A 21,622-nucleotide genomic window follows, 5' to 3' on the forward strand; every position below is an offset into this window, starting at 1 on the left:
GAGGAAATGATATGTCATTATTTGAAAGTTTGAAAAGCAAAATTGAAAGTAAAAAAATTAAAATAGTTTTTCCTGAAGGGGAAGAAGAACGTATTCTAAGAGCAGCCGTTAAATTAGCAGAAGATAATTTGGCAGAACCTATTTTATTGGGGGATGTTGCAAAAATGAAAGAGTTAGCCACAAAGCTCGATTTAACTCTTGATGGTATCGGTGTAGAATTACTTGATCCTAAACAATATTCTGAAACAGATTTTAATGAGATGAAAACGGCCTTTGTTGAACGACGTAAGGGTAAAAATACACCTGAACAAGCTGAAGAAATGTTACGCGATGTTAATTATTTCGGTACAATGCTCGTTTACATGGGATTAGCTGAAGGGATGGTTTCTGGAGCTGTTCACGCTACTGGAGATACCGTTCGACCTGCATTACAAATTATTAAAACGAAACCAGGCGTGAGTCGGACAAGTGGTGCCTTTATTATGACCAGAAATAATGATACAGAAAAGTATTTATTTTCTGATGCTGCGATCAGTATTAATCCAACTGCTCAAGAATTAGCAGAAATGGCAATTGCAAGCATTCAGACGGCTCGTCTCTTTGATATTGATCCCAAAGTAGCAATGCTTAGTTTTTCAACTAAAGGTTCAGCTAAAGCACCAGAGGTATCAAAGGTAGCAGAAGCAACTGAAATTGCACAAAAACTAGCACCAAATGAAGCGATTGACGGCGAATTACAATTTGATGCTGCTTTTGTACCGAGTGTTGGTGAACAAAAAGCACCTGGATCAAAGGTTGCAGGACAAGCAAATGTTTTCATTTTCCCTGAATTACAATCTGGAAATATTGGCTACAAAATTGCACAACGTTTAGGTGGATTTGAAGCTATCGGACCTATCCTACAAGGATTAAACCAACCGGTTTCAGATTTATCTCGTGGTGCTAACGTAGAAGAAATTTACAAGGTTGGTATTATTACAGCTGCGCAAAGTTTAGAATGAAATGGTGAAATAATTAATGAATATTGAAGTCAGTTCTGTAGAAGAAACACAAGAAATTGCCGAAAAAATTGGACAGCTTGTTGAACCTAATATGATTTTGTTATTGGATGGTGATTTAGGCGCAGGAAAGACAACTTTTGCTAAAGGCTTAGCCGTTGGGTTAGGGATCAAGCGGAACGTTAAAAGTCCAACATTTCCAATTGTGAGAGAATATCGTGAGGGCCGTTTGCCGTTATTTCATATGGATGTTTACCGACTTGAAGGGATGGGCGGCGCAGATTTAGGGTTAGATGAATATTTTAATTCTGATGGTGTGAGTGTTGTTGAATGGTCTGAATTTATTCAGGATGAATTACCAAATGATTGGTTAAAAATTACATTATTGAAAGATGATCATGATGATAATTTACGTACTATCGAATTAGAAAGTAATGGATTACAATATGATAATATGTTGGCCCATTTCAACTAAAAAAACAAGTTAGCTGATAGCCTCTAAATGGGGGTATCAGCTAACTTGTTTTTATTTAACCAATTTTTCGATTTCTGGTTTCATCTTTAAAGGATTAGTCTTAGGTGCATAACGTTTAACAACTTGTCCATCACGATTAACTAAAAATTTAGTGAAGTTCCATTTAATTGAGCTACCCAACACGCCTTGCGTTTCATCAGTCAGGTATTTAAATAGTGGTAACGCATCTTCTCCATTTACATTTTGAATGGTATGCATTGGAAAACTAACGCCATATGTCATACGACAGGTAGCTGCTGCTTGCGCATCATTATCGACTTCTTGATGGAATTGATTCGATGGAAACCCAAGTACCACTAATCCTTGGTCTTGATAATCCTCATATAATTCTTCTAATTGTTTAAATTGTGGCGCAAAACCACATTTAGTGGCTGTATTAACAATTAATAAAGGGTGATCCTTGTACTTTTCTAATGAATAAGTTTCACCATTTTCTAGTGTAACCTGATAATCATAAATTGACATTGTAATTTCCCCCAATTTGGTTTGATTACGGTCATCATATAACAGTTTAAACAGTAGCCCTATTAATGTGCTTAAATTTGATTATGCTGGCTTCACAAATGGTTTTAAAATTTCTTGTCCAAATTCGTGTTCTTGATAGAGTAAGATATTGGCACAAGCAACGGAATCATCTAAGGCATTGTGATGATTTGTTAACGTGATTCCCAATTCATCACAAACCGTATTTAATTTATGATTTGGAAATTCTGGGAATAATTTACGACTTGTTCTAACCGTATCTAACAATAAAAATTGGGGTGTCTCTAATCCATAATAACCCAATGTATTATGCAAAATACTGTTATCAAAGGGGGCATTATGTGCCACGATTAAACTATTGTTCTGGAAAAGTGGCGAAATATGTGACCATAGTTCTGGAAACTTTGGTGCAAATTCAACGTCTTCTTCGTGAATACCATGAATTTGAACATTACGCCAATTAAAAGGTGTTTCCGGTTTAATAAGTGAATAAAATTCATCAACGATTTGATTATTTCGAACAACTGTTAAAGCAATTGAACAGGCGCTATGACGCTGATTATTAGCAGTTTCAAAATCCATTGTAACAAAATTCATAATTAACTCCTTTTTAATTCGATATGACTGATAAGGTTATTAAAATACTCGGTCTAATAATGTTAATAAAGTATAACAGTTAGGTTATACAATTAAAAGTCGCTTGTTTGTGCGTTAAAATAGAAAAATAAACATTGAACGTGTTAAACTAGAAGGAATTGCTAAATGTTGAAAGGAATCGAATAAATAATGATAATTGACACTTTTGTAGAACTATTTCCATCTATTAAAATTTTAAAAAATGAACCACTTGCTAAATATACAAATACTGAAACGGGAGGGATGGCTGATCTTTTAGCTTTTCCTGATGCAGTGTCAGATGTTAAAATTTTGGTGAATACAGCCAATGAAAATGGTATTCCTTTAACTGTTTTAGGAAATTCGAGTAATCTAGTTGTGAAAGATGGCGGTATTCGTGGACTTGTAATCATTTTAACGGATATGGATAAAATTGCTGTATCTGGGACGAAAATTATAGCGCAAGCTGGTGCCTCACTTATTGAGACAACAGAAGAAGCTTACCAAGCTGGCTTGACTAATTTTGAATTTGCTGCTGGGATTCCTGGGAGTGTTGGTGGTGCCGTATTTATGAATGCTGGTGCATATGATGGTGATATCAGCCAGGTATTGAGTGAAGTTAGTGTTATTACACGTACTGGTTATGTGAAAACACTAGTTAACGAAGAAATGAACTTTGACTATCGTCATAGTCAAATTCAAGATGATAATGACATCATATTAGAAGCAACCTTTGTATTAAAAGAAGGTAATAAATATGATATCCGTGAAAAAATGGATGAGTTTAACTTTTTACGTGCATCTAAACAACCTTTAGAGTACCCATCATGTGGAAGTGTTTTTAAGCGACCTGATGGACACTATACTGGTGTACTAGTTCACGAAGCTGGGTTACAAGGCTACCAAATTGGTGGCGCACAAGTATCAAAGAAACATGCCGGGTTTATTGTTAATGTAGACGGCGCTACTGCAACAGATTATATGGATGTTATTAAGCATGTTCAAAACGTTGTGTGGGAAAAATTTAAGGTTAGATTAGAAACGGAAGTTAGAATTATCGGAGAAGACTAAAGTAGAAAGGAAGATGGTAAATGCCGCTACTTGAATCGGTTATTGTTTTAGCTGCACTTGTTTTACTATCAAATGTTATCAGTCATTATCTGGTTTCAATACCCGTTGGATTGATCCAGATAGCATTAGGCTTTGTCGTTGCCTTAATTTTTAAAGTCTCAATTGAGTTAGAAACAGATTGGTTCTTATTACTCTTTATTGCGCCACTATTATTTAATGATGGTCGAAAATTTCCAAAACGTGAATTGTGGAAATTAAGAGGTTCCATTTTTGCGAATGCCATATTATTGGTTTTCTTAACAACTGTGGTAGTTGGATTTTTCATTCATCTTTTGATTCCAAAAATGCCATTAGCAGTTGGATTCGCACTGGCAGCTATTTTGTCACCAACGGATCCAGTTGCTGTGCAATCGATTGCTGAAAAAGCAAAATTACCAAGTAATATTTTAAATTTGGTTAGTGGTGAAAGTTTAATTAATGACGCAAGTGGATTAATTGCCTTTAAATACGCGATTGCTGCTGCGGTTACTGGCTATTTTTCATTTGGACAGGCGCTTGGTGATTTTACGTATATTGCGATTGTTGGTTTTATCTCGGGAGCAGTGTTAATGTTGCTGATTTCAACAATACGAGATTTTTTAATGAGGCAAGGGATTAATGATGTTGTTTTTAATACGATATTACAAATTTTAACACCTTTCATCATTTTTCTTTTTACGGAAGAATTTTTGCATGCATCAGGTGTTATTTCGGTAGTTGTCGCTGGCGTTATCTCTAGTATGCGTAAGAATACTTTCGCGACGTACTTACCTGAAATTAAGTTAGTAACTGAAAAAACCTGGGAAATTGTGGTTTATCTCCTGAATGGATTTGTGTTTATTATTCTTGGAATTGAATTACCAATTGCGATGTCAAAGACATTAGAAGATAACAATAGTAGTACTCTTTCGGCTATTATTGATGTTTTTGTCGTCTGGCTCTTTTTAGTCGTGATTCGTGTTGTTTGGACGTATATTAATATGTTATTAATTTCTAAGAAAAATAAATCAAAAAATAAGGCAAAGCCAAGTTGGCGTATTGCGTTAATATCAGGATTTTCAGGTGTTCGTGGTGCAATTACAATGGCTGGTGTGTTAACAGTCCCAACGATAATAAAAACAGGTGCTGCTTTTCCAGAGCGTTCATTAATGTTATTTATTGCTGGTGGCGTGATTATTTTAAGTTTAGTAGCCGCAATTTTGATATTACCTCTTTTAACTAAAGAAAAAGGAATAATGAAAACCAGTAATGAGGTTCCTGATGCTACTTTAGTTGAAGATGAGGATGCTATCATAACTAGTGATAGCGGAGATACGCAGTTCAATGAAAAGCAAGCTCGTATTTATATTATGCGAGTTGCTATTAGTCGCTTGGAATCTGAACGACGAGAATCTAATCAAAAAGTTGCCTATGAATTAATTTTAGAATATCAATTTATGATTCGTCGACTTGAGTTTTCTGATCAGGATGATGAACGATTACGCCAAATTGTTGAGGAAGAAGCAGACATTAGGCGAATTGCTTTAGATGGAGAACTCGAAGCGTTAGATAAAATGAGATTAAAGCAGGCTATTAGTAATAAAAACTATTCAATTATTAGTAAGAAAATTATGAAACAAAAAGCGAAATTAGGTCAAATTAATAATCGGAAAATCTCATTTGTAACGGTTAGAAATATTAATCATGCCTTTGTTCAATTAGGTAAGGTTGTGAGACGGACACTCTATTCTGAAAAAGAATTAAAAATGGTTTATGAACGACGAAATATAGAAAAAGCTTTAGCAAAAGCAGCTATTAAAGCACTATCAACGTATGTTAAAAAATCTGATGATGGCAATCAACAATTTAAGCAGCAAGCTATGTATCATTTGATTGTTTATTATCGTAATCGTATCGAAACATTAAAACGGACCAAAAATATTAATCAAGCCGAATCTGAGGAACAAAGTTACCAACTTAGATTAAAGGCTATTGCGGCTGAACGTTCTGCGATGCAGGAATTGATGGAACGAGGCTATATTACATGGTCATTAGCGTCAAGTTTACGTGAATATATTAATTATTCTGAAAATGTTATTATGCTTTCTGAAGAGGACTAAAAAATAGGTGTAACTCGCAATTTATATGCGAGTTACACCTATTTTATTGTTTTTCTATAGACTTCTAAGCAAATGATAATAACTAGTTGGACTATTGTTAGTAAAACGACAAAAGCTAACATTTTAATTGTCCACATATCGGCAATCAATTTTAATGTTAATTTTGGTGATGTTAGTAGGTAAACAGTGTGTAATCTTAAAAAACGACCAATATAGACACCGACAGATGACAAAATAGTTAGGCCAAATATAACGACATAACGAAAATAATAAGGTGTTAAGTGTAGTCGTTCTTTAATTTGGTCGGCAATTTGAGAAAATCCAACGAGTGCAAGTAACGTACATGATAAGGTACTTACCAACAAATAAGTATAGTTTAGCCACATATGAATATCTAATTTAATTAATCCTGTCATTATGTCATAGGGATGCAGTAAGCTTAAATGAAAAATATCAGTTAATAGGTAAGGCGCGTTCGGATAAAAGAATAGCCAAGCTGCTGTTAACAGCCAAAAATAAGTATTTGATAATTTATCTTTGATGTGAAAAGCTAATTCAATTGGCAGATAACCTAAAAATGTATTTAAGAGTAAAAAATTAAAAGGTGATTGTTGGTTGTAAACGAATAAGTAAATAATAATTAAGTAACATATAAAAAATAATCTGATACCGTGCTTTACATTTGTATTTATCATAATGGTCATCCTTTTCTATAGTAACTTCAGTGTAGCAAAAAATGAGATGAAATCAAATTAATAATCCGGTAGATAATAGAAAATATGGCGGGATGAGGAAACAAATCTAACAACGTGGTATAATAAAACGGTTAATAAAATAGAGGAGGCCGAGTGATGTCCATTAACTGGGGTGGTCTTGTAACGTGGGGGCATATGGTCAATATACTAGATATTATCGTTGTCTGGTTTGTTGTTTATGAACTCATGGTACTTTTACGAGGAACAAAAGCGGTTCAACTTTTTAGAGGAATCATAATTATTGTTGTGATTAAGCTAATTAGTGTGGTCGTTGGGCTACAAACTGTATCTTGGATTATGGATCAAGTTATCAATTGGGGTGTTATCGCCATGGTTGTTATTTTCCAACCGGAAATAAGACGTGGATTGGAACATCTTGGTCGTGGATCATTTTTTTCAAGAGGTAAACAGAAAAACAAAGACGAAGAACATATGATTGCTGGACTAGACTCAGCTATTCAATATATGTCAAAACGTCGAATTGGGGCATTAATTACTATCCAAATGAACACTGGATTGGAAGATTATATTGAAACCGGAATTGCATTAGATGCTGAAATTACGGGTGCATTATTAATCAATATTTTCATTCCCAATACACCATTGCATGATGGCGCGGTAATTATTAAAGATAATAAAATAGCTGTTGCGGCGGCTTACTTACCATTATCTGAAAGTAACTTAATTCCAAAAGAATTAGGAACTCGGCATCGTGCTGCAGTAGGTATCAGTGAAGTAACCGACGCAATTACGATTGTTGTGTCAGAAGAAACAGGTTCAGTGACAATTACGCGAAATAACGAACTTATTCGTGATTTATCACAAGAAGATTACCTTAAATTATTGAATACTGAATTAATTAAAGATGATGAACCTAAAAAGAACAACCCTTTCTGGGAATTTTTTGAACATTTCGGGCGTAAGGGGGATAAAAAATGAATCTAAATAAATTTTTTAATAGTCGCTCATTTTTTATTGGAACCTCTTTAATTTTAGCAATTTTATTATTTGTTTATGTTAATTATGATCAGTTAGCAAATACAAATAATTTTTCCGATTCAAAAACAACGAGTCTAGTTGCAAATGAATCAAAAACGATTGAGGCTGGCCTACAAATTACGGCCGATAGTGATAAATACTTTATTACTGGATATCCTAAAAATGTAAAATTAACATTGGACGGTCCTGGCGCTTTAATTACAACAACTGTGAATACACAAAACTTTAGAGTGTTTGCTGATTTAAAGGGTTTAAATCCTGGAAAACATGTTGTTAAGTTACAAGCAGAAGGATTAAACAAAGAAATTAGTTATAAAATTAGTCCCGCTACAATTTCTGTTAATATACAAAAACGTAAGACAACGACATTCCCTATTCAGGTGAAATTTAATGAACGTCGTTTAGCGCAAGGGTATAAGAGTGGGACGCCTGTTTTAGATAATAATACGATTTCTGCATCCGGTGCGGAAGGCGATGTGAATGCTATTTCAGAAGTGGTTGCACAAGTAAATGTCAGCAGCAATCAGATCAAGTCAACAATTTCACAAGAAGTCTTACTTGAGGCCTTAGATGTAAATGGTAAAACTTTAAATGTCGTCATGACCCCATCAACAGTCGGTGTTACAATACCGGTTGAGAGTACTAAAACCACTAAAAAATTACCTTTGAATTTTGTTTCAAGTGGAACTGGCGTATCTGGGAAGACGTATAAGTTTTCAAGTGATACAAAACAAGTAACGGTAACGGGTACAGAATCAACCTTAAGCAAATTAAGTAAACTTGATGTTGTGGTACCAATTAATAAGATTAGTGATTCCGTTACGAAAACAATTAGTATCGATTTGGATAAGAATAATTTAATTTCATCAAATCCAGAATCTGTTAAAGTAAAAATTAGTGCTTCTGGTGGAACCGCAGCATCAAAAACTGAAAGTAGTGAAACAACAACTGATCAGACATCGACGAGCTCTGAAACCAGTTCAGAAAGTAGTGAAAGTGCTACTTCGTCTTCATCGACAAGTTCTGATAGTTCAAGTAGTTCAAGTGAATCAACGAACGCATTAAATTAATTAATTAGTGAGGAGAAAATAATGAAATATTTTGGTACAGATGGTGTTAGAGGAATTGCAAATAAAGAACTAAGTCCTGAGTTAGCATTTAGATTGGGACGTTTAGGTGGGTATGTTCTATCAGAGCATGCACAACTTGAAAATAACGATAGACCACAAGTGCTTGTTGCGCGTGATACACGAATCTCTGGTCAAATGCTTGAACAAGCTTTGATTTCAGGGTTATTATCAGTTGGGATTGAAGTACTCTCATTAGGCGTTATTTCAACACCTGGTGTAGCGTACCTTGTACGTGCCCAAAATGCAGTTGCTGGAATTATGATTTCAGCTTCACATAATCCCGTTCAAGATAACGGCATTAAATTTTTTGGTGCGGATGGTTATAAACTATCTGATGAACAAGAAGAAGAAATTGAAGTTTTATTAGAAAAAGATTCTGATGATTTGCCAAGACCAGAAGGTGAAGGCCTTGGAGTATTAGCAGATTATCCAGAAGGTGTACTGAAATATACACAATTTTTGGAACAAACAATTCCTGATGATTTAGAAGGAATTCATGTTGGAATTGATTCAGCTAATGGCGCAACAAGTGGACTTGTTTCACGTTTGTTTGCTGATTTAAATGCTGAATTTGAAACAATGGCAACTTCGCCTGATGGATTAAATATTAATGATGGCGTTGGTTCAACACATCCAGAAGGATTAGCTAAATTTGTAGTTGAAAATAAGCTTGAAGCCGGGATTGCTTTTGATGGCGATGGTGATAGATGTATTGCTGTTGATGAATTAGGTAATATTATTGATGGCGATAAAATTATGTACATTTGTGGATTATACATGAATGAACGTGGTCGCTTGAAAAAAGAAACAGTTGTGACAACTGTTATGAGTAATATTGGACTATACAAAGCACTTGAAGCAGCTGATTTAACATCAGTTAAAACACAAGTTGGTGATCGTTATGTTGTTGAAAAAATGCGTGCTGACGGTTACAACATTGGTGGCGAACAATCTGGACATATTGTATTCTTAGATTACAATACAACTGGTGATGGGATGCTAACTGCTATTCAATTGCTAAATGTTATGAAGAAAACAGGCAAGAAGTTATCTGAATTAGCTGCAGCTGTTCAGACTTATCCACAAGAACTTGTGAATGTTAGAGTGACAGATAAGCAAGCTGCATTAGATAATCAAAAAATTAAAGATAGTATTGCAGAAGTTGAAGCAGAAATGGCCGGCGATGGCCGAGTTCTTGTGAGACCTAGTGGAACTGAAAATTTATTACGTGTTATGGCCGAAGCACCAACAGAAAAAGAAGTTAAAGCTTATGTTGATCGAATTGTGCAAACAGTTCAAACTGAAATGGGCGTTTAGAAATTAAGCGAAAGAGTCATTTGAATGAAAATTCAAATGACTCTTTTTTTATTTTAAAGTTGATTTAAAATATAGACCAATATATTAATTCTTGACAAAAAAATATCAGAAAGGTATATTAATAGATATTGATAAGGGTTACTTGTTTTTTAAACATCTATACCAATTTTAAAATAATAATAAAAAATACATTTAAAAAAAGGATGACATAAACTATGTGTGGAATTGTTGGCGTAACAGGAAAAACGAATACTGTTGAAATTTTAATTAATGGTTTGGAAAAATTAGAATACCGTGGTTATGATTCAGCCGGTATTTTTGTTGATAACAAAACGGGTGAAGATTACCTTGTTAAAGAGGCTGGACGTATTTCGAATTTGAAGTCGGCCATTGATGATAAGGTTCATGGAACTGCTGGAATTGGACATACGCGTTGGGCAACACATGGCGTACCAAGTAAATTTAATGCCCATCCTCATGTTTCTGAAGATGGCCGCTTTTACCTTGTACATAATGGCGTTATCACTAATTTTTCTGAGTTAAAAGAACAATATTTAAAAGACGTAAATTTTGTTAGTGAAACAGATACTGAGGTTGTTGTTCAATTAATTGGATATTTTGCAAATAAAGAAAATTTAACTGCTAAACAAGCATTCAAAAAAGTTTTATCATTACTTGAAGGTTCTTCATATGCTTTCTTGATGATGGATCGTGAAGAACCAGAAACATTGTTTGTGGCTAAGAATAAGAGTCCTTTATTAATTGGTGTTGGGGATGGCTTTAATGTTGTCTGCAGTGATGCCATGGCAATGTTGAAAGAAACACATGACTTCATTGAACTCATGGATGGTGAAATGGTTATTGTTAAACCTGACTCTATTGAAATTGAAAATAAAGCTGGTGAAGCCGTATCACGTGATTCATATCATGTTGAAATGGATGATAGCGATTCAGAAAAAGGCGCATATCCATTCTACATGCTAAAAGAAATCGATGAACAACCAGCTGTTATGCGACGTTTATTGAGTGAGTATGTTGAAAATGAAGAAACTGTTAAAATTGATGATAGTATTTTAAACGCAATGAAAGCTGCTGATCGCATCTATATTGTTGCTGCAGGGACAAGTTACCATGCCGGATTAGTTGGAAAAGAATTATTTGAAGGTTTAGCTAATGTACCAACAGAAGTACATGTTGCTTCAGAATTTGGTTATCATATGCCATTACTTTCAGAAAAACCATTCTTTATTTTCTTATCACAAAGTGGTGAAACAGCTGATAGCCGTCAGGTTCTTGTAAAAGTTAACGAAATGATGTACCCAAGTTTAACAATTACAAATTCAGCAAATTCTACACTTTCTCGTGAGGCAACATATACGTTATTATTACATGCTGGTCCTGAAATAGCAGTTGCCTCAACTAAGGCATATACAGCTCAAATTGCCGTTGAAGCACTTTTAGCAAAAGCGTTAGGAACAGTTACAAAACAAACAAAAGCTCTTAATTTTGATGTTTATCATGAATTAACAATGGTTGCAAATGCTATGCAAGCTATGGTTGATGATAAAGACTCAATTAATGACTTAGCGAAAGAATTCTTAAGTGAAACGCGTAACGCTTTCTATATTGGTCGTGGTATTGATTACGATGTTTCAATTGAAGCTGCACTTAAATTAAAAGAAGTCTCTTATGTTCAAACGGAAGGTTTTGCATCTGGTGAATTAAAACATGGAACTATTGCCTTGATTGAAGAAGGCACACCAGTTGTAGCTATTATTACTGATAAACCGACTGCAAGTCATACACGAGGCAATGTTCAAGAAGTCTTGGCTCGTGGAGCAAATACAATTATCATCTCAACAGAGACATTAGCAAACGAGGGTGATCAAATTGTATTACCAGATGTTTCTGACTTATTAACACCGTTAGTAAGTATTGTGCCTGCACAATTATTGGCTTACTATACAAGCCTAAACCGTGGCTATGATGTTGATAAACCTCGTAATTTAGCTAAGAGTGTTACTGTCGAATAAGATAGATTGAAGAAATGATATTACCTGTTTAAGGGTAGTATCATTTTTTTGTTTATTATTTGGTATAGACCTATTGCTTTTTTTAAAATGATATTGTATTATTGGACTATACCAATTAGAGGAATAAATAATTGAAAAGAGGACAATCAAATGAAATTAATTATTGTTAAAGACCAAAACGAGGGTGGCCAAAAAGGCTACGAAATTTTTAAAGCTGCTAAAGAAGCAAATGCTAAAGTCTTTGGACTTGCTACAGGAAGCACACCATTAACAACCTATGCCGCAATTACAGCCAGTGACTTAGATTTTACGGATTCAACATCAGTTAACTTAGATGAATATGTTGGTTTAGGTGAAAAAGATTCACAAAGTTACCGTTACTTTATGAATGAAAATTTATTTAGTAAAAAACCATTTAAGACATCTTACTTACCTAATGGTCTTGAAAGTGATTCAGAAAAAGAAACAAAACGTTATGACAAAATTATTGAAGATAATCCAATTGATTTACAAATTTTGGGTATTGGTAAAAATGGTCATATTGGATTCAATGAACCTGGAACAGCTGAAGATAGCTTGACACATAAAGTTCATTTAACGGAGTCAACGATCAAATCAAATGCACGTTTCTTTGATAACGAAAATGATGTTCCTGAATATGCTTATTCAATGGGTATTGGATCAATCATGAAGTCGCACAAGATTTTACTTGAAGCTTTTGGTGAAAGTAAGGCAGAAGCTATTAAGGGAATGATTGAAGGCCCTATAACAGAAGACCTACCTGCAAGTTTCTTACAAAATCATGATGATGTAGTTGTCATTGTTGATGAAGCAGCTGCAAGTTTATTAAAAAATAAATAAAATTATCATCCATATGTAGAACTAATTCATTTAAAGCGTTAAAATAAATGGATTGGTTCTATTTGTGTTTTGTGCTTGCTTGACGGCTGATAGTAAGTCTAGTAACATGATGACAATTGTAAGAAAATACGTTTTTAGGAAGTTGAAAAAATGGTCGATTATAAAATTAGAGTAAAAAATGTCACAAAAGAATATGACTTATTTAAAACAAAATCTGAACATATCAAATCATTCTTTTCTTTTAAAAGTACGACGGTACCTCATTTTTGGTCTCTTAAAGGAATCTCGATGGATGTTATGAGTGGAGAAACACTTGGTTTAATTGGCGTTAACGGCTCAGGTAAATCAACGTTATCCAATATTATTTCGGGGATTATTCCACAAACAACCGGTATTGTAGATGTTCGCGGAGAAACTTCTATTATTGCTATCGGCGCTGGATTGAGAGGCCAACTAACCGGATTAGAAAATATTCGATTAAAAGGTTTAATGCAGGGTCTAACTAACCAACAAATTGATGATATTTTAGATGAAATTATTAATTTTGCTGATTTAGGTGATTTTGTTTATCAACCCGTTAAAAGCTATTCTAGTGGGATGAAATCTCGTTTAGGCTTTGCTATTGCCGTGCATATTGATCCTGATATTTTGATTATTGATGAGGCATTGTCAGTTGGCGATGATACTTTTTATCAAAAATGTGTTGATAAAATTAACGAATTTAAAGAACAAGGAAAAACAATTATTTTTGTTAGTCATTCATTAAAACAAATTGAAATGCTATGCGATCGTGTCGCATGGATCCAATATGGTGATTTAAAACAAGTTGGTCCTACTAAAGAAGTTGTCACTAAATATAAAGCTTATATTGATTGGTTTAAAAAATTATCAAAAAAAGAAAAAACAGCGTACCAAAAGAAACAAAAAGAGGCTCAAAAAGCGTTTAGTATCGATGACTATCTTATTAACCAAGTAGACAAAGAAAGTGCTGATGAAGCAAATTTAGGCGTTTCAAAGCAAGTTATTACCGAAAAGGTAAAAAAGGATTTCTATGGCTCTGTTTTAAATGAAAAAATGTCTAAACCAAGTAAGGTGCTAACAGCTGTGATTTTAGTCGCTGTGGTATTCTTTAGTTTAGTAAATATATCAGGGCATTCAATAAGTCATATTATTGAGAACCCAACAAGTATTGTTCATCCAGATAATACGAAATAATAGGAAAGTGTTGGCGTAGATCATTCGACAGCACTTTTTTAATACAAACTATTGACAACGCTTACATTTGATGTTATCTTAAGTTTGTAAGGTATATGAATTACCTTTATCAATTCTCTTTCTCTCTTATGCTAGCCACTATTGCGATGTAGTGGCTTTTTTTGTGCTTGTTGTACTTATTGTCAAATGTGTTTATACTTAATTAAGAGAATAGATGTAGAAAGTTGGGTTCAATATGAAAAGTCATGAAGTTTTATCATTAATTGAAGAAATTACTAGAAAAGATGGTTCTAAATATTTTGAATTATCGAACATGGTACAAAATGGGAGAGCAGAACTTGCAGTTCAAAGAGATTTATTGAAAGAAGTCCGTATTCTACAGTTAAATATTCCCAGATCATCACACGTTATTAATTATGAAAAATATATTAATCAAAATTTTGAAATGCCACTAGAAGCATTTACTGAATATCAAGAGTGGCATAAAACAGAAGAAGCTCAAAATGATTTGAATGCGATATTAAAAGACAATCATATTGAGTAAATATTACCAAAAATATCTTTACAAAATAGGTTAACCTATGGTATAAAATAGTATAGACAGAAATGAATTATAAAGATTGCTCAGTAGTTCAGCGGTAGAACGCTTGACTGTTAATCAAGATGTCGTAGGTTCGATCCCTACCTGAGCAGTATTCATAGAGGATGATCGACTTACTGCCGGTTATCTTTTTTTATTTATGAACTTAATTTTTTGAGTCCATTATAAGAAATTAATGATTAACTTGAATTATTTCTGAATACAGTTTAAAATTAAGAGATTGTAAGAAAGGGGGATTGCGAAATGTCATCAAACAACCATACAGGTGTCGGTAACGATCGTCGTCCAGTTAATACTCCAAACAAAAAGAACCGTCGTCGTAAACAACAAGAACTTGCTACTTTCTTAAAAGAAAGCAAAGCTAACGACGCAGCAGTTGCAGCAAAAAAAGCATAATTTAGTTAAATAAATGATGGCCACCGTTGATTAGAACGGTGGTTTTTTTGCATACTTTAGAATGAGTATTTTTTATTTAAATATATTTTTAGTGCCTTTTAGCTTACAATAAAAGAATCAATAAACTGACTAATGGAGTGATTTAAATTGGCTAAGAATTTTTATGCAGTATATAAAGGACGTAAAACGGGTATTTTCACAAAATGGCCTGATGTGGCAAAGTTGGTTAATGGATACGATGGGGCACGATACAAAGGATTTGAAACGCGAGATGAAGCCCAAAATTGGATGGATGATGGGGCACCTAGACCAACAGCGACAGGTAGTAAAAAAAGTGCGACAGCAGTTCATCAATCCGTAACTTTAACTTCAGATTCAATTCAAGTCTGGACTGATGGTGGTTCGAGAAATCATGGTAATAAATTAGGCGGTCACGTCCTAGCAGAAGATACTGCGGCATGGGCTTTTTATATTAAAACACCGGGTGAGACCTTTTCTGGTACAGATGGTGAAAAAGGTAAAACTAATAATCATATGGAAATTATGGCATTTCTTCAAGCTATGAAAAAATTAATTGATTTAGGATTACGAGAAGAACACGTCGTATTTATATTAGATTCGAAGTATGTCTTGAATGCAATTCAAAAAAATTGGTTAGTAGGTTGGCAACGTCGAAATTGGAAAAAAGCGGATGGTCAAACAGTACTTAATGTCGAACTTTGGCAACAAGTTGCTGAATTAATACCAGCTTTCACTAATGTTGATTTTGAATGGACAAAGGGTCATGCAGATAATGAAGGTAATAATAAAGTTGATGAATTATTAAATGAAACAATGGATAAAATGTAAGATAGGTGAAGTGGATTTCTACTAATGTAGAGAGCCACTTTTTTTATTTAAATGAATTCAAATTAAGATGAATAAAAAAGATTAGGCAGTAAATTAAAACGTTTACTGAAAGCGGTTGCTAAAATTCTAACGTGGTGTTATTATATTCATGAAGATAGATATAGGGGGATGATTGACAATGGAAGCTGAAGAATTAGAACCAGGGCAATCCGAAGCGCTACAGGAATTTATTTCCAATCTAGATATTTTGAACGCTTTGGCAGATGAAAAAAGACAACGATTAATTATTTTGCTAGGTTCTAAGTCACGGCAAGAGTTAACGGTTTCTGAGCTGGTTGACCGCATGGCGTTATCACAACCGGCAGTTTCACATCATTTGAAAGTTTTAAAAAATGTGGGACTTATTGATTATAAACAAACAGGATTAAAACGTTTTTACTTTTTAACACCTGAAAAAACATTAAACCGTTTGGAACATTTAATTAAAATGATTCGTGAAGGCGAAAAATCGAAGGAGGAATAGATTATGACTCAAAAAGCATATATGATTGGTACAGGTGTTGGTAACTTAGCAGCAGGTATCTATTTAATTCGTGATGGTGGCTGGCATGGTGACCAAATTACGATGTTTGGTTTAGAAAAACATGGTGCTAATGATGGCGCTGCAGTTAAAGATTATGTGACTGAATATGGTAACCAAGGTTTGAGTAATCAAAAAGGATTCCTAGCTAAAGGTGGTCGTATGTTGAATGAAGAAACATATGAAAACTTATGGGATGTTCTTCGAGAAGTGCCATCATTGGATAATCCTGGAAAGACAGTTACAGATGAAATTTTAGATTTTGATCATGCACATCCAACGCATGATATTGCACGCTTAATTGATAAAATGGATGGTATTAGAAATAAAGGCGGTAAGAATGATTATCGTCATATGCAATTTAATACACGAGATCGCGTTTTACTAACAAAATTAATGACGATGCCTGAATCAAAGGAATCAGAGATTAATGATATCAGTATTGAAAAATGGTTTGAAAATAGTCCACACATGTTTACAACTAATTTCTGGTATATGTGGCAAACAACTTTTGCCTTCAAAAAGGAAAGTTCAGCAATGGAATTACGTCGTTATATGAACCGAATGATTCTTGAATTCAGTCGTATTAACACATTGGAAGGTGTTACAAGAACACCATATAACCAATATGAAAGTATTATTTTACCAATGCGTAAATATCTTACAGACCGTGGTGTAACCTTTGTGGATAACCGTAAGATAACTGAATTTAAATTTAAAGATACAGCTTTACGTGACGATATTGTTGTCACTGGTCTTGAATATGAAGAAGTCGATAATGATAATAAAGTCGGCGAAATCATTATTAATGATGGCGATTTAGTATTTGATACGAATGGTTCAATTACAGATAGTTCATCAATGGGCGATATTGATACACCGATTGTGGAAAATATGGACTATGCACCTAGTGCTAAATTATGGAAACAAGCTACTGAACATTTCTATAACTTAGGTAAACCAGATAAATTCTTTAATGATCGTCAACAAAGTGAATGGATGAGTTTTACAGTCACAACTGATAATCATTTAGCAGTAAATGAAATTGCACGGATTACACAACAAGAACCTGGTAATGCATTGAATACCTGGGTTGATAGTAATAATTTATTATCAATCGTGGTTCATCATCAACCTCATTTCCATGCTCAAAAAGAAAATGAGACTGTATTCTGGGGTTACTGTTTATATCCTCGTCGCAAGGGTGATTTTGTTCAAAAACCATTTATCGAGATGACTGGTCGCGAAATGTTAGAAGAATTATTAGGCCATTTGGCTCAAACAGATACAGCTACGAATAATATTAGCCAACGTACAGATGAAATTATGGATAGTGTTGTTAATGTTATACCTGTTTATATGCCATATGCGAGTGCCTTATTTAACCGTCGCGCAATTGGTGATCGTCCTGACGTTGTACCTGAACATTCAAAGAATTTGGCCTTTATTAGTCAATTTGCAGAAATGCCATTTGATATGGTCTTTACAGAACAGTATTCGTTCCGTTGTGCACAAATTGCTGTGTATAAGTTCTTAGGAATTTCAGATACGCAATTAACACCATTACATCATTATGAAAAAATGCCAAAAGTTTTGGCAAAAGCAACGAAAACAATGTTTAGATAAGTTGAAATAACGATTTATAAGAATTTTTATAAATCGTTATTTTTTTGATGTATAATTAAGATTCATTCTAATTCGGAGAAGGTGTCTTAATGATCAAAATAAATACAGTAGCTGATCAGATACAATTATCAGGTATTCGTCGATTTGATGAATGGGTCTCCAAAATAGACGGTATCGATAAGTTAACGTTAGGTGAACCTAATTTCATCACACCTCAACATATTATGGACGCTACAAAAACAGCGCTTGATAACGGACAAACACATTATGAAGCCTCAGCTGGTAATCCAGAATTACGACAGGCAACTGCTGATTATTATAATGAAAAGTTTGAATTGGCTTATGACGCAAAGAATGTTTTAGTGACCGTTGGGGCAACTGAGGCAATTGCTACAGCATTAAAGACGGTAACAACACCAGGAGATTACATTTTAGTACCAGTTCCTTGTTATCCAGCTTACTTGCCATTAATGCAGTTACAAGGCGTTAAACCTATTTTTATGGATACACGTACGACGAACTTTAGGGTAACGGCAGAGCTTATTGAAAAGACATTGCAGGAAAATAAGAATAAAGCTATCGTTGGATTTATATTTAATTATCCAACTAACCCTACCGGTGTTTCTTATGGTAAAATTGAGTTATCTTCTATTAAAGATGTTTTGAAAAAACATGACATTTGGGTGATGAGCGATGAAATTTACTGCGAGTTAACCTATGAACAACCGCATATTTCCATGGCTAATTTGTATCCTGAAGGGACAATTTTAATAATGGGATTGTCTAAATCACATGCAATGACCGGTTGGCGGATTGGGTTTGTATTAGCTGAAGAACGATTAATTAATGCTATGAAAAAGGTCCACCAATATCACGTAACGACCGCGGCAACTTTATCACAAGTAGCTGCACTTGAAGCTGTTAAAAATGGGAAGCAAGATAGTGTACCAATGAGAGATGCTTATCATATTCGTCGTGATAGATTGGTAACAGCCTTAGAAAAATTAGGTTATAATTTAATTAAACCAGATGGCGCCTTTTATTTATTCGTTGAAATACCTAAAAAACTAAAATTAACGTCAGTTGAATTTTGTCAGCAACTTGCTCTGAAAGAAAAGGTAGCTGTTGTTCCAGGTAGTGCATTCACAGAATTTGGTGAGGGCTACTTTAGAATAAGTTTTGCTGCAAGTGATGAACAGTTAGCAAAACTCATCATCGCCTTGGAAAATAGTAAGCATTAAATTCAATTTATTAATCTAATTATGGTACGTTTGTATGAGTAAAAGGAGTGATTAAAATGGATGGAAATGTTGACTGGACAATTGCTGAGCTTAAAAAAATTGAAACAGAAGAAAACCAATTATTGATTGAAGCTACAATTGCGCTATTAAAAGATCAGTCAGTTGAAATTGAGAGCTTGCATGGCTCAATGGAAGGGCAGCTTTGGAGCCCAAGTAACTGGCGTAAGTAAAATCATCAATAATGGCAACAAAACAAGTGAGGAGTGACGATATGAATAATAGATTAGAAAAGTTGGACTTTGACATAACACCGGTAACTTTTAAACGCGTTTTAGTTGCCATAGATGAGGATGATTCTGAATCATCAATTTTAGCTTTTAATTATGCGGTAGCGTTAGCTAAGTTACAACAAATTCCTTTAGGGATTGTTTCAATATTAGAGACAGGTGATATGAATATTTTTGATTCTATGTCACCAGTTGTTATCAAAGAAAATAAAAAATTACTTGAAGAAAGTATCGAACGCTATGTAGATAAGGCGCATGATTTTGGCGTTAAAAATGTACAAGCAATTGTTTCTGCTGGTAGACCAGGTTCTGAAATTGTTGAGAAGGTTATTCCAGATTTTAAACCGGATATTCTAATTTGCGGTTCAAAAACGAATACGCCAAGTAATTCAAAGAAATTATTTATTGGCTCTCAAGCTAGTTATATGGCTCAAAATGCACAATGTTCCGTTAGTGTCATCAGATAATATTTTAAAAATATGAATGTTAAAAGAGCGAAAAACTCATTTTACAGTTTTTTGCTCTTTTTTAATAAAAAAATAACATAATTGTTCGTATATATGATAAGATTAACCATAGTAAATTAAAATATAGTGAGGATGGTTAAATTGAAATATTATAAAGCGTACCGAATTAGTCTTGGGTGGCAAATTTTAATTGGATTAATTTTAGGAATTATTATTGGTGCTATTGGGTATCAAAATAAACTCATTATTAACTCACTTCAACCGCTGGGAACCATCTTTATTAATATGATCAAAATGATTGTCTTACCGATTGTTGTTTCATGTCTAGTGGTCGGAATCGCCAATATGGGAGATATCCACAAATTAGGTAGAATCGGTGGAAAAACATTAATTTACTTTGAAATTATGACAACAATTGCGATTGCATTAGGATTAATTGTTGGTAACTTAACTAAACCCGGACAATTTATAGATATTACAGCTTTAAATAAAGTCGATATTAGTCAATATGTTACAACTGAAAACTCAACCTCTACTGGGTTGAGTACGATTTTAATGCATATTGTGCCAACTAATATTTTTGAGGCACTTGTTAAAGGTGATATGCTGCCTATTATCTTCTTTTCCGTTTTATTTGGACTCGGGACAGCAACGCTAGGTGAGAAGGGAAAACCGATTATTGATTTCTTCTCAGCTGTATCTGAAGTTATGTTCAAAGTGACAAACTGGGTAATGAAATTGGCACCTATCGGTGTTTTTGCATTAATTGGTGTCACAATAGCACAATTAGGCGTTTCTGCTTTAAAACCATTAGGGTTCTTTATTATTGTGACCTATATAACGATGATATTTTTTGTTATTGTAGTAATGGGTCTTGTTGCTAAATTATTTAAAATTAATTTAATCGTCTTGTTAAAGGTAATCAAGGATGAAATGATTCTTGCTTTTTCAACGGCTAGTTCTGAAGCAGCACTGCCTAAAATTATGGAAAAAATGGAAAATTTTGGTGTTAAAAAGGGAATTGTTTCTTTTGTTGTTCCAACAGGATATACATTTAATCTAGATGGATCAGCAATTTATCAGTCAATAGCTGCTCTGTTTTTGGCACAGGCATACCATATTAATTTATCAATTGGACAACAAGTTACATTATTGATTGTGTTAATGATTACGTCTAAAGGGATGGCTGGAGTACCTGGTGCATCATTTGTCGTCCTATTAGCGACAATCTCAACTATTGGTGTTCCTGCTTCGGGGTTGGCTTTTATCGCTGGAGTTGATAGAATCATAGATATGGGTCGTACAACCGTCAATGTTGTTGGTAATTCATTAGCAGCTGTTATTATCGCACAATCAGAAAATGAATTTGATCGTGAAAAGAATCAAAAGTATTTAGAAAAATTGAACATTAAGTAACCTTAAAAA

Annotated in this window: 22 protein-coding genes and 1 tRNA gene; 20 read left to right on the forward strand and 3 right to left on the reverse strand. The window is 34.0% G+C overall.

What is annotated here, in order from left to right; genetic code table 11:
- Positions 1 to 11 precede the first annotated feature (11 nt).
- Together pta and tsaE are read left to right on the forward strand one after the other, a co-directional pair.
- Complete coding sequence (gene pta, locus AC1RPT_RS04995; protein ID WP_481761434.1) at positions 12 to 1,001, forward strand: phosphate acetyltransferase; 990 nt, start codon at positions 12 to 14, stop codon at positions 999 to 1,001.
- 16 nt (positions 1,002 to 1,017) lie between these two features.
- Positions 1,018 to 1,473 carry a tRNA (adenosine(37)-N6)-threonylcarbamoyltransferase complex ATPase subunit type 1 TsaE gene (gene tsaE, locus AC1RPT_RS05000; RefSeq protein WP_481761433.1) on the forward strand — a complete coding sequence of 152 codons (456 nt, stop codon included), beginning with the start codon at positions 1,018 to 1,020 and terminating at the stop codon, positions 1,471 to 1,473.
- A 51-nt stretch (positions 1,474 to 1,524) separates the two neighbouring features.
- Here tsaE and AC1RPT_RS05005 read toward each other — a convergent pair whose 3' ends face one another.
- Both AC1RPT_RS05005 and AC1RPT_RS05010 read right to left on the reverse strand, forming a co-directional pair.
- Positions 1,525 to 1,998, reverse strand: a complete 474-nt coding sequence (locus tag AC1RPT_RS05005) for a glutathione peroxidase (protein WP_481761432.1) — start codon at positions 1,996 to 1,998, stop codon at positions 1,525 to 1,527.
- A gap of 81 nt (positions 1,999 to 2,079) precedes the next feature.
- On the reverse strand, positions 2,080 to 2,613 hold the full coding sequence (locus tag AC1RPT_RS05010; RefSeq protein ID WP_409022237.1) for a 3'-5' exonuclease: 534 nt from the start codon (positions 2,611 to 2,613) through the stop codon (positions 2,080 to 2,082).
- 189 nt (positions 2,614 to 2,802) lie between these two features.
- Between AC1RPT_RS05010 and murB the strand changes: the two genes are divergently transcribed.
- Both murB and AC1RPT_RS05020 read left to right on the forward strand, forming a co-directional pair.
- The gene (gene murB, locus AC1RPT_RS05015; protein WP_481761431.1) at positions 2,803 to 3,702 is read left to right on the forward strand and encodes a UDP-N-acetylmuramate dehydrogenase; all 900 of its coding nucleotides are present in this window, start codon (positions 2,803 to 2,805) and stop codon (positions 3,700 to 3,702) included.
- Between the two features lie 20 nt (positions 3,703 to 3,722).
- Positions 3,723 to 5,840: a cation:proton antiporter gene (locus AC1RPT_RS05020; protein ID WP_481761430.1), complete on the forward strand. Its 2,118-nt coding sequence runs from the start codon at positions 3,723 to 3,725 to the stop codon at positions 5,838 to 5,840.
- Between the two features lie 38 nt (positions 5,841 to 5,878).
- Here the strand turns inward: AC1RPT_RS05020 and AC1RPT_RS05025 are convergent, their stop codons facing one another.
- The gene (locus AC1RPT_RS05025) at positions 5,879 to 6,535 is read right to left on the reverse strand and encodes a DUF1361 domain-containing protein (RefSeq protein ID WP_481761429.1); all 657 of its coding nucleotides are present in this window, start codon (positions 6,533 to 6,535) and stop codon (positions 5,879 to 5,881) included.
- A gap of 156 nt (positions 6,536 to 6,691) precedes the next feature.
- On the opposite strand from AC1RPT_RS05025, the gene cdaA reads away from it, so the two are divergent.
- The 16 genes from cdaA to AC1RPT_RS05105 all read left to right on the forward strand — a co-directional run bounded on the left by cdaA (position 6,692) and on the right by AC1RPT_RS05105 (position 21,613).
- Positions 6,692 to 7,534 carry a diadenylate cyclase CdaA gene (gene cdaA, locus AC1RPT_RS05030; RefSeq protein ID WP_409022241.1) on the forward strand — a complete coding sequence of 281 codons (843 nt, stop codon included), beginning with the start codon at positions 6,692 to 6,694 and terminating at the stop codon, positions 7,532 to 7,534.
- Positions 7,531 to 8,664 carry a CdaR family protein gene (locus tag AC1RPT_RS05035; protein ID WP_481761428.1) on the forward strand — a complete coding sequence of 378 codons (1,134 nt, stop codon included), beginning with the start codon at positions 7,531 to 7,533 and terminating at the stop codon, positions 8,662 to 8,664. Before cdaA ends, AC1RPT_RS05035 begins: the two co-directional genes overlap by 4 nt.
- 21 nt (positions 8,665 to 8,685) lie before the next feature.
- Positions 8,686 to 10,041 (forward strand): phosphoglucosamine mutase, encoded by a 1,356-nt coding sequence (glmM, locus tag AC1RPT_RS05040; RefSeq protein ID WP_409022243.1) that lies wholly within the window; start codon positions 8,686 to 8,688, stop codon positions 10,039 to 10,041.
- Positions 10,042 to 10,256: 215 nt separating this feature from the next.
- Positions 10,257 to 12,074, forward strand: a complete 1,818-nt coding sequence (gene glmS, locus AC1RPT_RS05045; RefSeq protein ID WP_481761427.1) for a glutamine--fructose-6-phosphate transaminase (isomerizing) — start codon at positions 10,257 to 10,259, stop codon at positions 12,072 to 12,074.
- Between the two features lie 150 nt (positions 12,075 to 12,224).
- Positions 12,225 to 12,935 (forward strand): glucosamine-6-phosphate deaminase, encoded by a 711-nt coding sequence (locus AC1RPT_RS05050; RefSeq protein ID WP_481761426.1) that lies wholly within the window; start codon positions 12,225 to 12,227, stop codon positions 12,933 to 12,935.
- Positions 12,936 to 13,085: 150 nt separating this feature from the next.
- Entirely contained in the window at positions 13,086 to 14,150 is a 1,065-nt protein-coding gene (locus AC1RPT_RS05055; RefSeq protein WP_481761425.1) for an ABC transporter ATP-binding protein, read from the forward strand.
- 235 nt (positions 14,151 to 14,385) lie between these two features.
- Positions 14,386 to 14,694: a hypothetical protein gene (locus AC1RPT_RS05060; protein WP_409022247.1), complete on the forward strand. Its 309-nt coding sequence runs from the start codon at positions 14,386 to 14,388 to the stop codon at positions 14,692 to 14,694.
- Between the two features lie 77 nt (positions 14,695 to 14,771).
- Positions 14,772 to 14,843 (forward strand) — tRNA-Asn (locus tag AC1RPT_RS05065).
- Between the two features lie 151 nt (positions 14,844 to 14,994).
- Positions 14,995 to 15,147 carry a hypothetical protein gene (locus AC1RPT_RS05070; protein WP_409022248.1) on the forward strand — a complete coding sequence of 51 codons (153 nt, stop codon included), beginning with the start codon at positions 14,995 to 14,997 and terminating at the stop codon, positions 15,145 to 15,147.
- Between the two features lie 147 nt (positions 15,148 to 15,294).
- Positions 15,295 to 15,996: a ribonuclease H family protein gene (locus AC1RPT_RS05075; RefSeq protein WP_481761424.1), complete on the forward strand. Its 702-nt coding sequence runs from the start codon at positions 15,295 to 15,297 to the stop codon at positions 15,994 to 15,996.
- Between the two features lie 178 nt (positions 15,997 to 16,174).
- Positions 16,175 to 16,519 (forward strand): ArsR/SmtB family transcription factor, encoded by a 345-nt coding sequence (locus AC1RPT_RS05080; protein WP_409022250.1) that lies wholly within the window; start codon positions 16,175 to 16,177, stop codon positions 16,517 to 16,519.
- A 3-nt stretch (positions 16,520 to 16,522) separates the two neighbouring features.
- Positions 16,523 to 18,202, forward strand: a complete 1,680-nt coding sequence (locus AC1RPT_RS05085; RefSeq protein ID WP_481761423.1) for an oleate hydratase — start codon at positions 16,523 to 16,525, stop codon at positions 18,200 to 18,202.
- A gap of 89 nt (positions 18,203 to 18,291) precedes the next feature.
- On the forward strand, positions 18,292 to 19,443 hold the full coding sequence (locus AC1RPT_RS05090) for an aminotransferase class I/II-fold pyridoxal phosphate-dependent enzyme (RefSeq protein ID WP_481761422.1): 1,152 nt from the start codon (positions 18,292 to 18,294) through the stop codon (positions 19,441 to 19,443).
- A 56-nt stretch (positions 19,444 to 19,499) separates the two neighbouring features.
- The gene (locus tag AC1RPT_RS05095; RefSeq protein ID WP_409022253.1) at positions 19,500 to 19,673 is read left to right on the forward strand and encodes a hypothetical protein; all 174 of its coding nucleotides are present in this window, start codon (positions 19,500 to 19,502) and stop codon (positions 19,671 to 19,673) included.
- A 41-nt stretch (positions 19,674 to 19,714) separates the two neighbouring features.
- A complete protein-coding gene (locus AC1RPT_RS05100; protein ID WP_481761421.1) occupies positions 19,715 to 20,197 on the forward strand; it encodes a universal stress protein in 483 nt (160 codons plus the stop codon).
- Positions 20,198 to 20,338: 141 nt separating this feature from the next.
- Complete coding sequence (locus tag AC1RPT_RS05105) at positions 20,339 to 21,613, forward strand: cation:dicarboxylate symporter family transporter (protein WP_481761420.1); 1,275 nt, start codon at positions 20,339 to 20,341, stop codon at positions 21,611 to 21,613.
- Positions 21,614 to 21,622: the final 9 nt, after the last annotated feature.

The sequence above is a fragment of the Dellaglioa sp. CoH-56-MRSF-11 genome, from assembly GCF_056782135.1.

Excerpts from the sequence above, each read along its gene's own strand:
- AC1RPT_RS05090 (WP_481761422.1), top strand. The coding sequence starts at position 18,292 with ATGATCAAAATAAATACAGTAGCTGATCAGATACAATTATCAGGTATT.
- AC1RPT_RS05010 (WP_409022237.1), bottom strand. The coding sequence starts at position 2,613 with ATGAATTTTGTTACAATGGATTTTGAAACTGCTAATAATCAGCGTCAT.
- AC1RPT_RS05020 (WP_481761430.1), top strand. The coding sequence starts at position 3,723 with ATGCCGCTACTTGAATCGGTTATTGTTTTAGCTGCACTTGTTTTACTA.
- AC1RPT_RS05095 (WP_409022253.1), top strand. The coding sequence starts at position 19,500 with ATGGATGGAAATGTTGACTGGACAATTGCTGAGCTTAAAAAAATTGAA.
- AC1RPT_RS05025 (WP_481761429.1), bottom strand. The coding sequence starts at position 6,535 with ATGATAAATACAAATGTAAAGCACGGTATCAGATTATTTTTTATATGT.
- AC1RPT_RS05080 (WP_409022250.1), top strand. The coding sequence starts at position 16,175 with ATGGAAGCTGAAGAATTAGAACCAGGGCAATCCGAAGCGCTACAGGAA.
- AC1RPT_RS05005 (WP_481761432.1), bottom strand. The coding sequence starts at position 1,998 with ATGTCAATTTATGATTATCAGGTTACACTAGAAAATGGTGAAACTTAT.
- AC1RPT_RS05050 (WP_481761426.1), top strand. The coding sequence starts at position 12,225 with ATGAAATTAATTATTGTTAAAGACCAAAACGAGGGTGGCCAAAAAGGC.
- glmS (WP_481761427.1), top strand. The coding sequence starts at position 10,257 with ATGTGTGGAATTGTTGGCGTAACAGGAAAAACGAATACTGTTGAAATT.
- tsaE (WP_481761433.1), top strand. The coding sequence starts at position 1,018 with ATGAATATTGAAGTCAGTTCTGTAGAAGAAACACAAGAAATTGCCGAA.
- cdaA (WP_409022241.1), top strand. The coding sequence starts at position 6,692 with ATGTCCATTAACTGGGGTGGTCTTGTAACGTGGGGGCATATGGTCAAT.
- pta (WP_481761434.1), top strand. The coding sequence starts at position 12 with ATGTCATTATTTGAAAGTTTGAAAAGCAAAATTGAAAGTAAAAAAATT.
- glmM (WP_409022243.1), top strand. The coding sequence starts at position 8,686 with ATGAAATATTTTGGTACAGATGGTGTTAGAGGAATTGCAAATAAAGAA.
- AC1RPT_RS05070 (WP_409022248.1), top strand. The coding sequence starts at position 14,995 with ATGTCATCAAACAACCATACAGGTGTCGGTAACGATCGTCGTCCAGTT.
- AC1RPT_RS05100 (WP_481761421.1), top strand. The coding sequence starts at position 19,715 with ATGAATAATAGATTAGAAAAGTTGGACTTTGACATAACACCGGTAACT.
- AC1RPT_RS05085 (WP_481761423.1), top strand. The coding sequence starts at position 16,523 with ATGACTCAAAAAGCATATATGATTGGTACAGGTGTTGGTAACTTAGCA.
- AC1RPT_RS05035 (WP_481761428.1), top strand. The coding sequence starts at position 7,531 with ATGAATCTAAATAAATTTTTTAATAGTCGCTCATTTTTTATTGGAACC.
- AC1RPT_RS05055 (WP_481761425.1), top strand. The coding sequence starts at position 13,086 with ATGGTCGATTATAAAATTAGAGTAAAAAATGTCACAAAAGAATATGAC.
- murB (WP_481761431.1), top strand. The coding sequence starts at position 2,803 with ATGATAATTGACACTTTTGTAGAACTATTTCCATCTATTAAAATTTTA.
- AC1RPT_RS05060 (WP_409022247.1), top strand. The coding sequence starts at position 14,386 with ATGAAAAGTCATGAAGTTTTATCATTAATTGAAGAAATTACTAGAAAA.